General features: G+C 53.2%; 8 protein-coding genes and 7 tRNA genes. 3 read left to right on the plus strand and 12 right to left on the minus strand.

What is annotated here, in order from left to right:
- Positions 1–17 precede the first annotated feature (17 nt).
- On the plus strand, positions 18–1,193 hold the full coding sequence (gene ubiF, locus C2U53_RS16845; protein ID WP_054176136.1) for a 3-demethoxyubiquinol 3-hydroxylase: 1,176 nt from the start codon (positions 18–20) through the stop codon (positions 1,191–1,193).
- A gap of 95 nt (positions 1,194–1,288) precedes the next feature.
- On the opposite strand, the gene C2U53_RS16850 is transcribed toward ubiF, so the two are convergent.
- From C2U53_RS16850 to nagB, 12 genes are all read right to left on the minus strand, one after another.
- Positions 1,289–1,363 (minus strand) — tRNA-Gln (locus C2U53_RS16850).
- An 85-nt stretch (positions 1,364–1,448) separates the two neighbouring features.
- Positions 1,449–1,523, minus strand: a tRNA-Gln gene (locus C2U53_RS16855).
- A gap of 47 nt (positions 1,524–1,570) precedes the next feature.
- Positions 1,571–1,647 (minus strand) — tRNA-Met (locus C2U53_RS16860).
- A 15-nt stretch (positions 1,648–1,662) separates the two neighbouring features.
- Positions 1,663–1,737: transfer RNA gene (locus C2U53_RS16865), tRNA-Gln, on the minus strand.
- Between the two features lie 36 nt (positions 1,738–1,773).
- Positions 1,774–1,848 (minus strand) — tRNA-Gln (locus C2U53_RS16870).
- Between the two features lie 23 nt (positions 1,849–1,871).
- Positions 1,872–1,956 (minus strand) — tRNA-Leu (locus C2U53_RS16875).
- An 8-nt stretch (positions 1,957–1,964) separates the two neighbouring features.
- A tRNA-Met gene (locus C2U53_RS16880) sits at positions 1,965–2,041 on the minus strand.
- 223 nt (positions 2,042–2,264) lie between these two features.
- On the minus strand, positions 2,265–3,929 hold the full coding sequence (gene asnB / locus C2U53_RS16885; RefSeq protein ID WP_043001405.1) for an asparagine synthase B: 1,665 nt from the start codon (positions 3,927–3,929) through the stop codon (positions 2,265–2,267).
- Positions 3,930–4,183: 254 nt separating this feature from the next.
- Positions 4,184–4,936: a ribonucleotide monophosphatase NagD gene (gene nagD, locus C2U53_RS16895; protein ID WP_042320681.1), complete on the minus strand. Its 753-nt coding sequence runs from the start codon at positions 4,934–4,936 to the stop codon at positions 4,184–4,186.
- Positions 4,937–4,982: 46 nt separating this feature from the next.
- The gene (nagC, locus tag C2U53_RS16900) at positions 4,983–6,203 is read right to left on the minus strand and encodes a DNA-binding transcriptional regulator NagC (RefSeq protein ID WP_104446144.1); all 1,221 of its coding nucleotides are present in this window, start codon (positions 6,201–6,203) and stop codon (positions 4,983–4,985) included.
- An 8-nt stretch (positions 6,204–6,211) separates the two neighbouring features.
- Positions 6,212–7,360 (minus strand): N-acetylglucosamine-6-phosphate deacetylase, encoded by a 1,149-nt coding sequence (gene nagA, locus C2U53_RS16905; protein WP_104446145.1) that lies wholly within the window; start codon positions 7,358–7,360, stop codon positions 6,212–6,214.
- A 58-nt stretch (positions 7,361–7,418) separates the two neighbouring features.
- Positions 7,419–8,219, minus strand: coding sequence for a glucosamine-6-phosphate deaminase (gene nagB / locus C2U53_RS16910; protein ID WP_043001402.1), 801 nt, complete (start codon positions 8,217–8,219; stop codon positions 7,419–7,421).
- Between the two features lie 324 nt (positions 8,220–8,543).
- Between nagB and nagE the strand changes: the two genes are divergently transcribed.
- The gene (gene nagE / locus C2U53_RS16920; protein WP_072200608.1) at positions 8,544–10,562 is read left to right on the plus strand and encodes an N-acetylglucosamine-specific PTS transporter subunit IIBC; all 2,019 of its coding nucleotides are present in this window, start codon (positions 8,544–8,546) and stop codon (positions 10,560–10,562) included.
- 188 nt (positions 10,563–10,750) lie between these two features.
- Positions 10,751–12,418 (plus strand): glutamine--tRNA ligase, encoded by a 1,668-nt coding sequence (glnS, locus tag C2U53_RS16925; protein ID WP_043001400.1) that lies wholly within the window; start codon positions 10,751–10,753, stop codon positions 12,416–12,418.
- The last annotated feature ends 354 nt before the right edge of the window (positions 12,419–12,772 follow it).

Below are 12,772 nucleotides of genomic sequence, written 5' to 3' on the forward strand. Positions count from 1 at the left end.
CAACAGGATGATTGACCATGACAAATCAACCAACGGAAATTGCCATTGTCGGCGGGGGAATGGTCGGTGGCGCACTGGCGCTGGGACTGGCACAACACGGCTTCACAGTAACGGTGATTGAACACGCCGCGCCTGCGCCGTTTGTTGCACACAGCCAGCCGGACGTGCGTATTTCGGCGATCAGCGCCGCCTCGGTTTCACTGCTGAAGGGACTCGGCGTCTGGGATGCCGTGCAGGGGATGCGCAGTCATCCCTATCGTCGACTGGAAACCTGGGAGTGGGAAAACGCACATGTGGTGTTTGACGCCAGCGAACTGAAGCTGCCGCTACTTGGGTATATGGTTGAAAACAACGTTCTGCAACAGGCGCTCTGGCAGGCGCTGGAAGCGCATCCGAAAGTGACGCTGCGGGTTCCGGCTTCGCTGATTGCGCTGCATCGCCATAACGAACGTCATGAGCTGGAACTGGCCGGTGGCGAGCGAATCACCGCAAAACTGGTGATTGGCGCGGATGGCGCAAATTCGCAGGTGCGGCAGATGGCCGGCATTGGCATTCACGCCTGGCAGTATGCGCAATCCTGTATGCTGATTACCGTTCAGTGCGAGAATGACCCTGGTGACAGCACCTGGCAGCAGTTTACGCCGGAGGGGCCGCGCGCGTTTCTGCCGCTGTTCGATAACTGGGCATCGCTGGTGTGGTATGACTCACCGGCGCGGATCCGTCAGTTGCAGGGGCTAAGTATGTCGCAGCTTCAGACGGAGATCGCGAAGCATTTCCCGGCGCGTCTGGGACAGGTGATGCCCGTCGCGGCAGGTGCGTTTCCGCTGACGCGCCGTCATGCCCTACAATATGTGCAGCCGGGGCTGGCGCTGGTTGGTGATGCGGCGCACACCATTCATCCGCTGGCCGGGCAGGGGGTAAACCTGGGCTATCGCGACGTGGATGCGCTGATTGATGTGCTGGTGAATGCCCGCAGTTATGGCGAGGCCTGGGCGAGTCAGCCGGTTCTGAAACGTTACCAGACCCGGCGCATGGCGGATAACTTCATCATGCAAAGCGGGATGGATCTGTTCTACGCCGGATTCAGTAATGATCTGCAGCCGCTGCGAATTATTCGTAACCTTGGACTAATGGCGGCTGAACGCGCTGGCGTGTTAAAACGTCAGGCGCTGAAATACGCGTTAGGGCTGTAGCGTTGATAAAGGCCTGATGGCGGTACGCTTATCAGGCCTGTTCGTTGGGGGTGAGTAGAAAAGCAAAAAGCTCGCCGAAGCGAGCTTTTCTGATGTGGCTGGGGTACGAGGATTCGAACCTCGGAATGCCGGAATCAGAATCCGGTGCCTTACCGCTTGGCGATACCCCAATGGTATGTCGGTTATCTCGTGCCGGACTCAGCCCGGTGCTTTACAGCCTGGAGATACCTCAATGCTGCAGTACATCTTGAAATTTGGCTGGGGTACGAGGATTCGAACCTCGGAATGCCGGAATCAGAATCCGGTGCCTTACCGCTTGGCGATACCCCAACAAATTGTCTTTGAACCCGTTTAAAGAAACTAACGTGTTCTGAATATGGTGGCTACGACGGGATTCGAACCTGTGACCCCATCATTATGAGTGATGTGCTCTAACCAACTGAGCTACGTAGCCAGGGTGTTTCTTCGATGGCTGGGGTACCTGGATTCGAACCAGGGAATGCCGGTATCAAAAACCGGTGCCTTACCGCTTGGCGATACCCCAATGACCGTCGCGGTAATCCGCAAACTCGAAGAAAAATGGCTGGGGTACCTGGATTCGAACCAGGGAATGCCGGTATCAAAAACCGGTGCCTTACCGCTTGGCGATACCCCATCCGTGCAACGCTTTTATGGGAATGGTGCGGGAGGCGAGACTTGAACTCGCACACCTTGCGGCGCCAGAACCTAAATCTGGTGCGTCTACCAATTTCGCCACTCCCGCAAAAAAGATGGTGGCTACGACGGGATTCGAACCTGTGACCCCATCATTATGAGTGATGTGCTCTAACCAACTGAGCTACGTAGCCCTCTTTTTTCGCGCTTACCTTATCGGCGTTGCGGGGCGCATTATGCGTATTGAGCCTTGAAGCGTCAACCCCTTTTTCATCGAAAACGCCCGGAATGTGACTGTTTGGTTAGGTTGCGAACAGCGTGGCGCAATATTCGGCAATTATTGGTTATTAATCGCTTTCTGAACCGTTTTTCAGGATCAAAAAAGGGCCCCGAAAGGCCCTTTTTCATCAGCGTGGCTTATTGATAAGCGGACTGGTGAACACCCACTGCGCGACCGGATGGATCGTTCATGGTTTTGAACGCTTCGTCCCATTCGATCGCCTTAGCAGAAGAGCAGGCGACGGAAGGGCCACCCGGTACACATTCTGCGGCGCTTGGTACCGGGAACAACTCTTCGAAGATCTCGCGGTACAGATACGCTTCTTTTGAGGACGGCGTGTTGTACGGGAAGCGGAAGCGGGCGGTTTCCAGTTGCTGATCGGAAACTTGCTTAGCGGCCACCTCTTTCAGGGTGTCGATCCAACTGTAACCCACACCGTCGGAGAACTGCTCTTTCTGACGCCATGCGACGCTTGCCGGCAGATAGGATTCAAAACATTCGCGAAGGATATGTTTTTCCATCTTGCCGTTGCCGCACATTTTATCTTCCGGGTTGATGCGCATCGCCACGTCGAGGAATTTTTTATCCAGGAACGGGACGCGTGCTTCCACCCCCCAGGCCGACATCGCCTTGTTGGCGCGGGCGCAGTCGAACATATGCAGCGCCTGGAGTTTACGTACGGTCTCTTCGTGCAGTTCTTTGGCGTCTGGCGCCTTATGGAAATAGAGATAGCCGCCGAACACTTCATCCGACCCTTCGCCAGACAGCACCATTTTGATGCCCATCGCCTTGATCTTACGCGACATTAAGTACATCGGCGTGGAGGCGCGAATGGTGGTGACATCGTAGGTTTCGATGTGATAAATCACGTCGCGGATCGCGTCCAGCCCTTCCTGTACCGTAAAGTGAATCTCATGGTGTACGGTCCCCAGATGGTTCGCCACTTCCTGCGCGGCTTTCAGATCCGGAGAGCCTTCCAGACCGACGGCGAAGGAGTGGAGTTGCGGCCACCAGGCTTCAGAACGTTCGTCATCTTCGACACGACGGGCGGCGAATTTTTTGGTGATGGCTGAGATAACGGAAGAGTCCAGGCCGCCAGAGAGCAGCACGCCGTAAGGCACGTCTGACATCAGGTGGCTTTTGACGGAATCTTCCAGCGCCTGACGCAGTTCGTTTTTGTCGGTAACGTTATCTTTTACCGCGTCAAAATCGAACCAGTCACGCTGATAGTACTGACGGATTTCACCGTCTTTGCTCCACAGATAGCTCCCCGCCGGGAACTCTTTAATGGTGCGGCACACCGGCACCAGCGCTTTCATCTCTGACGCCACATACAGGTTGCCGAATTCGTCGTAGCCCATATACAGCGGGATAATGCCGATATGGTCGCGACCAATCAAATATGCATCCTGCTCGCTGTCATACAGCGCGAAGGCAAACATCCCTTGCAGGTCGTCAAGAAACTCTACGCCTTTTTCCTGATACAGCGCGAGGATCACTTCGCAGTCAGAGCCGGTCTGGAACGCGTAGCGATCGCCATATTCTGCACGCAGCGCCTGGTGGTTATAGATTTCACCGTTGACGGCCAGCACGTGGGTTTTCTTTTCGTTATACAGCGGCTGCGCACCGGCGTTGACGTCGACAATCGACAGACGTTCATGGGCCAGAATGGCCTTATCACAGGCATAAATACCGGACCAGTCCGGGCCGCGATGGCGCATCAGGCGTGACAGCTCAAGCGCTTTTTTACGCAGTTCACCTGCATCTGACTTAATATCGAATACGCCGAAAATTGAACACATAACCTTCTCCGTTAACCTGTTGCGTAATGCTTTTTGTGTTTGCTTGCTAAAGAAAATGCCGCAAAGAAACAAGAGGCGCAAGGGGTTTGCGGTCTGAAAAAGAAAAAACGCAATGGCTATTGCTGAATGGTGAAAAAAGATTACGTATTGAGCATATTCATTGATGAATTATCAGTTTTTTGCCGTTTTTGTTGAATGGTGTGATTTTTTCAGAAGACGAAAATGAAAAACCACGTCCTGGGACGTGGTCTGGGTTAAATAACGTCGATTTCGGCGACGGAGGGATAAATCCAGCTCGGGCGGAACGGCATACTGTCGATGTCATCCAGCGTGGAAACGCCGGAGAGCACCAGAATGGTTTCGAGTCCCGCCTGGAAGCCCGCGAGAATATCGGTGCGCAGGTTATCGCCGACAATGACCGTCTCTTCCGAGTGCGCCTGCATTTTATTTAACGCCGCGCGAATGATCCACGGACTGGGTTTACCAACGTAGAACGGTTTACGACCGGAGATTTTTTCGATACCTGCACAGAGCGCGCCACAGGCCGGATAAAACCCGCGACCGTGAGTGTCCGGGTTGGTAGCGATAAAGCGTGCGCCGTTGGCCACAAAGTAAGCTGCTTTGTGCATCATGTCCCAGTTGTAGGAACGGGTCTCGCCAACGATAACGAAATCCGGGTTTACATCGGTAATGGTGAAACCGGCTTTATACAATTCGTGGATCAGTGCGCCTTCGCCGACCACATATGCCTTTTTCCCTTCCTGACGACGCAGGAAATCGGCGGTCGCCATGGCCGAGGTATAAAACACGCTGTCCGGCACATTGACGCCAGCCGTCGCGAAACGGTTCGCCAGATCCTGGCCGGTCTGCGACGGGTAATTGGTCAACAGCACCAGCGGCAGGCCTTTTTCCATTACGCCAGTCAAAAATTCCGCCGCACCCGGTACGGCGACGTTGTCGTGCATTAGCACGCCGTCGATATCACAAATGACATTCTTAATGGTCATGAACTACCCAGGAGATGTGTTATTAATCCGATACTATAAGAGCGCATCAGTTTTCCAGCAAATGCTGGAGCAAAATACCGTTGAGCATAGCGCGTTTTACCAGCGCAAACGCACCGATGGCTGAGCGGTGATCCAACGTAGAACGCACCACGGGCAAATTCGCGCGAAACGCCTTCAGCGCCTGCGTATTAATGCAACTTTCAATGGCGGGTAACAGCACTTTATCGGCTTCGGTGATCTCACCGGCAATCACGACTTTTTGTGGATTAAACAAGTTGATGGCGATCGCAATGGTTTTGCCCAGATGACGCCCGACGTGCTCGATCACCTCAGAAGCCAGGCTGTCGCCCTTATTTGCCGCCTTGCAGATGGTTTTGATCGTGCAGTCTTCCAGCGGAACACGGCTCTGGTAACCTTGCTTGAGCAGATTAAGAACGCGATGTTCAATCGCCGCGTTTGCAGCAATGGTTTCCAGACAACCGAAGTTGCCGCAGTGGCAGCGCTCGCCCAATGGTTCAACCTGGATGTGACCAATCTCGCCAACGTTGCCGTTACGACCAATAAAAATTCGCCCGTTAGAGATGATTCCAGCGCCTGTTCCGCGGTGGACGCGCACCAGAATGGAGTCTTCACAATCCTGACTTGCACCAAAGTAGTGCTCTGCCAGCGCCAGACTGCGGATATCGTGACCGACAAAACAGGTGACGAGGAACCGCTTTTCCAGTGCCTCAACCAGTCCCCAGTTCTCCACCTGAATATGCGGCATATAGTGGATCTTGCCGCTTTCCGGATCGACAAGCCCCGGCAGAATCACGGAAATGGCGATGAGCTCGCGGATTTTGCGCTGATTGCTGTCAATAAAAGCGGTAATGGCGTTGAGCAACGCGTGTTCCAGCGTTTCCTGCGTCCGTTCGGGCAGAGGATAGTGCTCTTCCGCCAGCACTTTGCTGCTCAGGTCGAACAGGGTGATGGTCGCGTCGTGGCGGCCAAGACGCACGCCAATGGCGTGAAAACTGCGGGTTTCGGTGACGATAGAGATGGCGCGGCGGCCTCCGGTGGAGGCCTGTTGATCGACTTCTTTGATCAGTCCGCGTTCAATCAGTTGACGCGTAATTTTGGTTACGCTGGCGGGGGCAAGCTGGCTTTGTTCGGCAATCTGGATCCGCGAGATTGGCCCATGCTGGTCAATCAGGCGGTAAACGGCCGCGCTGTTAAGCTGTTTTACGAGATCAACATTACCTATTTGAGCTTGTCCGCCTGGTGTCATACTTTCTCTTACTCAGTAACGACCTCGTTACCATTAACGATGGTCTTGATGATTTTAAAGTCGTGTGTGAAAGCGGTCAGGTTCGCCACTTTACCCGCCGCGATACTGCCGAGGTGTTTCTCAACACCGATGGCACGCGCAGGGTAGAGGGTCGCCATGCGCAGCACTTCGTCGAGTGCGATACCGCAATGTTCAACCAGATTACGCACGCCTTCAATCATGGTTAGTGATGAACCGCTCAGCGTCCCGTTCTCATCTACACAGAGTCCATTGCGGTAGTATATTGTTTTACCAGCAAAAATGAACTGTTCAATATTTGCCCCTGCCGGCGCAGTCGCATCCGTCACCAGGCACAGTTTGTCGCCTTTCAGCCGTTTGGCGTTGCGGATATTGGCGTAGTCAACGTGCAGACCGTCGGCAATCACGCCGCAATAGATATCAGCTTCATCCAGAATCGCACCTGCCAGGCCCGGTTCGCGTCCGGTGATATAAGGCATCGCATTGAACAGATGTGTAGCAAAGGTGATACCTGCACGGAACCCGGCTTTCGCTTCTTTCAGCGTGGCGTTGGAGTGCCCGGCGGAGACTACAATCCCGGCATTCGCCAACTTGCTGATCACTTCCGCAGGAACCATTTCCGGCGCCAGCGTCACTTTGGTGATTACGTCGGCATTATCGCACAGGAAATCGACCAGCGCAGCGTCAGGTTGACGGACAAAGCTCGGATTGTGCGTCCCTTTTTTCACCAGGTTCAGCCACGGGCCTTCCAGGTGCAGACCCAGCGCCTGATTCGGATGTTTGGCCAGGTATTCACGCATCACGCGAATGCCTTGCTTCATGAGATCGTCGCTGGTGGTAATCAGCGTAGGCAGGTAGTTGGTGCAGCCCGATTTCTCGTTGGCCTTCTGCATGATCTCCAGCGTTTCAATGGTGACGGCTTCTGCCGTGTCGTTAAACTGCACGCCGCCGCAGCCGTTGAGCTGGACATCGATAAAGCCGGGGGAAAGAATGGCCCCGTTCACTGAACGTTGTTCGATCTCTGGCGGCAGTTCTGCCACAGGACAAACGCGGTCAATCAGGCCATTGGCGACAACAATCGCATGGTCATCAAGAATTTCGTGACCGGTGAAGATCCGGCCCTGGGTTAAAGCATACATTCCGACCCCCGATTTCAAAAAAATGCCGCCCTGAACATAAAACAGGGCGGAGACTACATTACAGACCTTTGATATTTTCGGCTTCTAACTCGTTGAAATATTTCAGTGTCTTAACTTTCAGTTCCATTGTGGATGGCTCATCGCACACCACAACCGCTTTCGGATGCAGTTGCAGACAGCTGATGGTCCACATGTGGTTCACATTGCCTTCCACCGCAGCCTGCAGCGCCTGCGCTTTCTGCGAACCCAGCACCAGAATCATCACTTCTTCAGCGTCCAGCAGGGTACCCACGCCAACGGTCAGCGCGTACTTCGGTACCTGATCCACGTCGCCGTCAAAGAAACGGGAGTTTGCCACACGGGTGTCATGCGTCAGGGTTTTGATACGGGTACGAGAAGCCAGCGACGAAGCCGGTTCGTTAAAGGCGATATGACCATCATTGCCGACACCCCCCATGAACAGGTGGATTTTACCGTAGGAACGGATCTTTTCTTCATACTGACGGCATTCGGCGTCGATGTCCGGCGCGTTGCCGTTGAGCAGGTTGATATTTTCTGCTGGAATATCAACATGGTCAAAGAAATTGCGATGCATGAAGCTGTAGTAGCTTTCCGGATGCTCTTTTGGCAAGCCGACATATTCGTCCATATTGAACGTCACGACGTGTTTGAAGCTAACCTGGCCCGCTTTGTGCATTTCGACTAAGGCTTTATACGCTGTCAACGGCGTGCCGCCTGTCGGCAGACCCAGAACAAACGGACGATCGGCTGTCGGTTTGAACGCGTTGATGCGATTAACGATATGGCGTGCCGCCCATTTGCCGACCTGTTCAGCGGAAGTCAGGGGAATCAGTCTCATTCTTCACCTCAGAAAGTAAATGTAAGCCGTTGACGGATTGTTCAGGTGCATGGCAAAGCGTAACCTGGCATGCATCAGTTGGGTCAATCTGTCTTGATTTTTTGAATGATAAAATAAGTTTTCCCACATAGCCAGTAAAAGGGAGTGAATATAACGATATTTGGTGACTAAACTCACAAAAAACACGCTTTTAATTTGCGGTACGAATTAAATTTTTACACACTCACAATGCCAGTAAAGCAACAACTGAATTTCAATAAGTTAGTGACAAAATAAAAACACAGCTTAAAGCGAGCCTTAACGGGGTCTCAAAGGGGGAAGAAAGTGAGTATTCTAGGTTATCTGCAAAAGGTAGGCCGTGCGCTAATGGTGCCGGTCGCCACGCTGCCTGCGGCGGCAATATTGATGGGGGTCGGCTATTGGATCGACCCGGTAGGTTGGGGTGGAGACAACGCCCTTGCGGCGTTCTTCATTAAGTCCGGTTCCGCCATTATCGATAACATGTCCGTACTGTTTGCTATCGGTGTGGCTTACGGTATGTCTAAAGATAAAGACGGTGCTGCGGCGCTGACCGGTTTTGTGGGCTTCCTGGTGCTGACCACGCTCTGTTCTCCGGCGGCGGTTTCCATGATTCAGAAGATCCCTGCAGACCAGGTGCCTGCTGCTTTCGGTAAGATCAGCAACCAGTTCGTGGGTATCCTTGTCGGTATTATCTCTGCTGAACTGTACAACCGCTTTAGTAGCGTTGAGTTGCCGAAAGCGCTCTCCTTCTTCAGCGGGCGCCGTCTGGTACCGATCCTCACCTCTTTTGTGATGATCGTTGTGGCGTTCATCATGATGTACATCTGGCCGGTAATTTTCGACGGTCTGGTTAACTTCGGTGAACACATTCAAAAACTGGGCTCAACCGGTGCGGGTATCTACGCCTTCTTTAACCGTCTGTTGATTCCGGTGGGTCTGCATCACGCCCTGAACTCCGTATTCTGGTTCGACGTTGCGGGGATTAACGACATTCCTAACTTCCTCGGCGGCGCCCAGTCTATTGAATCGGGTAAAGCAGTTGTCGGGATTACCGGTCGTTATCAGGCGGGCTTCTTCCCAATCATGATGTTTGGTCTGCCGGGTGCGGCGCTGGCTATCTACCACTGCGCGCGTCCTGAGAACAAGGCGAAAGTGCTGGGTATTATGATGGCTGGGGCGTTTGCGGCATTCTTTACCGGTATCACTGAACCGCTGGAATTCTCCTTCATGTTCGTTGCGCCGGTTCTGTATGTGATCCACGCCGTCCTGACCGGGATCTCTGTATTCATCGCAGCGAGCATGCATTGGATTGCTGGCTTCGGCTTCAGCGCGGGTCTGGTGGATATGGTGCTTTCTTCCCGTAACCCGCTGGCGACCCAGTGGTGGATGCTGATCCCGCAGGGTCTGGTGTTCTTTGCCATCTACTACGTGGTGTTCCGTTTCGTTATCACCAAATTCAACCTGATGACGCCGGGTCGCGAACTGGCTGTGGCTGGCAGCGAAGCGGACGGTCAGGACCTCAATGTGAGCAGCGATAAAGAGCAGGACGTTTCTGCCCTTGCGCGTCAGTACATCGCCGCCATCGGTGGTTCTGATAACCTCACCGGTATTGACGCCTGCATCACCCGTCTGCGTCTGAGCGTAAAAGACTCGTCGCTGGTGAATGAAGGTCTGGCGAAACGCCTGGGTGCTTCTGGTGTGATTCGTCTGAACAAAACCAGCGTGCAGATTATCGTCGGCTTCGTGGCTGAGAAAATCGCCAACGCGATGAAAACAACCGGTCCGGTTGCGGCGGCTGAAGCCACTGCAGCACCTGTCGCGTCTCAGGCAGCAACTAAACCGCAGGCTGTACCGAATGCGGTGACCATTGCCGAACTGCTTTCTCCGGTAACCGGTGATGTGGTTGCGCTGGAGCAGGTGCCTGACGAAGCGTTCGCCAGCAAAGCGGTGGGTGACGGTGTTGCGGTAAAACCAACGGATAAAACCGTAGTTTCTCCGGCAGCGGGCACGATTGTGAAAATCTTCAATACCAATCATGCGTTCTGTCTGGAAACCGAGAAAGGCGCGGAAATCGTTGTCCACATGGGTATCGATACCGTCGCGCTGAACGGCCAGGGCTTCACGCGTCTGGTAGAAGAGGGCGCGGAAGTGACCGCGGGTCAGCCGATTCTGGAAATGGATCTGGATTACCTGAACGCAAACGCGCGCTCTATGATTAGTCCGGTGGTATGCAGCAACATCGACGATTTCAGCGGCCTGGTGATTAAAGCCGACGGTCACGTGGTTGCCGGTCAAACGCCACTGTATGAGATCAAAGGGTAGGTCGGATAAGGTATAAGACGCCATCCGGCAACATGAAGCGGCGGGGGAAACCTCCGCCGCTTTTTTTTGCAGCAAATTCCCTCCTATTTTTCTTCAACGCCACTTTTTCAGTAACTAAAGGTTGTCAGTCAGTCCGGCTTATAAGATCATATGCCGTTATACGTTGTTTACGCTTTGAGGAATCCACGATGAGTGAGGCTGAAGCCCGCCCGAGTAACTTTATTCGTCAGATCATCGATGAAGATCTGGCCAGTGGTAAGCACACCACAGTCCATACCCGTTTTCCGCCGGAGCCAAATGGCTATCTGCACATTGGCCACGCGAAATCCATCTGCCTGAACTTTGGTATCGCGCAAGACTACCAGGGCCAGTGCAACCTGCGTTTCGATGACACCAACCCGGTAAAAGAAGATATCGAGTACGTTGATTCGATCAAAAACGACGTTGAGTGGTTAGGTTTTCACTGGGCTGGCAACGTTCGCTACTCCTCAGATTACTTTGATCAACTGCACGCTTATGCGGTTGAACTGATCAACAAAGGTCTGGCGTATGTCGATGAGCTGACGCCGGAGCAGATCCGCGAATACCGTGGCACGCTGACTCAGCCTGGCAAAAACAGTCCGTTCCGCGATCGCAGCATCGAAGAGAACCTCGCGCTGTTTGAAAAAATGCGTACCGGCGGTTTTGAAGAAGGTAAAGCCTGCCTGCGTGCGAAGATCGACATGGCGTCGCCGTTTATCGTGATGCGCGATCCGGTTCTGTACCGCATTAAATTTGCCGAGCACCATCAGACCGGCAACAAGTGGTGCATCTACCCGATGTACGACTTCACCCACTGCATCAGCGATGCGCTGGAAGGTATTACCCACTCTCTGTGTACCCTGGAATTCCAGGACAACCGTCGTCTGTACGACTGGGTGCTCGACAACATCACGATTCCGGTTCATCCGCGCCAGTATGAATTCTCGCGCCTGAATCTGGAATACACGGTGATGTCCAAGCGTAAGCTGAACCTGCTGGTGGCTGACAAGCACGTTGAAGGCTGGGACGATCCGCGTATGCCGACGATCTCTGGTCTGCGTCGTCGTGGCTATACCGCAGCGGCGATCCGTGAATTCTGCAAACGCATTGGCGTGACCAAGCAGGACAATACGATCGAAATGGCGTCGCTGGAATCTTGTATCCGCGAAGACCTGAACGAAAACGCCCCGCGTGCGATGGCGGTTATTGATCCGGTGAAACTGGTTATCGAGAACTACCCGCAGGGTGAAAGCGAAATGGTCACCATGCCTAACCATCCGAACAAACCGGAAATGGGCACGCGTGAAGTTCCTTTCAGCGGTGAAATCTGGATCGATCGCGCTGATTTCCGCGAAGAAGCCAACAAGCAGTACAAGCGTCTGGTGATGGGTAAAGAAGTGCGTCTGCGCAACGCCTACGTGGTGAAAGCAGAACGCGTGGAAAAAGATGCGGAAGGCACTATTACCACCATCTTCTGTACCTATGATGCAGATACCCTGAGCAAAGATCCGGCAGATGGCCGTAAAGTGAAAGGTGTGATCCACTGGGTTAGCGCCGCACACGCGCTGCCAGTCGAAATTCGTCTCTACGATCGTCTGTTCAGCGTACCAAATCCAGGCGCGGCGGAAGATTTCCTCTCTGTGATGAACCCGGAATCGCTGGTGATCAAACAGGGGTTTGCTGAACCGTCGCTGAAAGCCGCGGTAGCAGGGAAAGCGTTCCAGTTTGAGCGCGAAGGTTACTTCTGCCTGGACAGCCGTTACGCCAGCGCAGAGAAGCTGGTGTTTAACCGCACCGTTGGCCTGCGTGACACCTGGGCGAAAGTCGGCGAATAAGCTGCCGCAATGCTACCTTCAAGCGCCGCATTCTGCGGCGTTTTTTTATCTTCTGATCAACGAAAAATCTCGCTTTGCGAAGCGAATTAATTCCCATTCACAAAATAATGCCATTAACAACCGTCTGTTATCGATAACGCTCGCAAAAAAACAGATAGTGTCATGAAATCTCGTTCATCTTTCTGGAAAACAAAGAGAATTTGCAGCATTTACGGTATTTTTTGATGGATGAATAAAATGTAACAGGAAGCAATGAATTATGTGCGGTTGCTCATACTCTTACATTCTCGTTACAGAAAGATATTGATAATTCGCGTCGCGAAAAATAGTCTATCACTGTAGTCAGTGAGGTTT

The organism is Citrobacter sp. CFNIH10, from assembly GCF_002934585.1.
Lineage (GTDB): Bacteria > Pseudomonadota > Gammaproteobacteria > Enterobacterales > Enterobacteriaceae > Citrobacter_A > Citrobacter_A amalonaticus.

Excerpts from the sequence above, each read along its gene's own strand:
- nagD (WP_042320681.1), bottom strand. The coding sequence starts at position 4,936 with ATGACCATTAAGAATGTCATTTGTGATATCGACGGCGTGCTAATGCAC.
- glnS (WP_043001400.1), top strand. The coding sequence starts at position 10,751 with ATGAGTGAGGCTGAAGCCCGCCCGAGTAACTTTATTCGTCAGATCATC.
- asnB (WP_043001405.1), bottom strand. The coding sequence starts at position 3,929 with ATGTGTTCAATTTTCGGCGTATTCGATATTAAGTCAGATGCAGGTGAA.
- nagC (WP_104446144.1), bottom strand. The coding sequence starts at position 6,203 with ATGACACCAGGCGGACAAGCTCAAATAGGTAATGTTGATCTCGTAAAA.
- nagA (WP_104446145.1), bottom strand. The coding sequence starts at position 7,360 with ATGTATGCTTTAACCCAGGGCCGGATCTTCACCGGTCACGAAATTCTT.
- ubiF (WP_054176136.1), top strand. The coding sequence starts at position 18 with ATGACAAATCAACCAACGGAAATTGCCATTGTCGGCGGGGGAATGGTC.
- nagB (WP_043001402.1), bottom strand. The coding sequence starts at position 8,219 with ATGAGACTGATTCCCCTGACTTCCGCTGAACAGGTCGGCAAATGGGCG.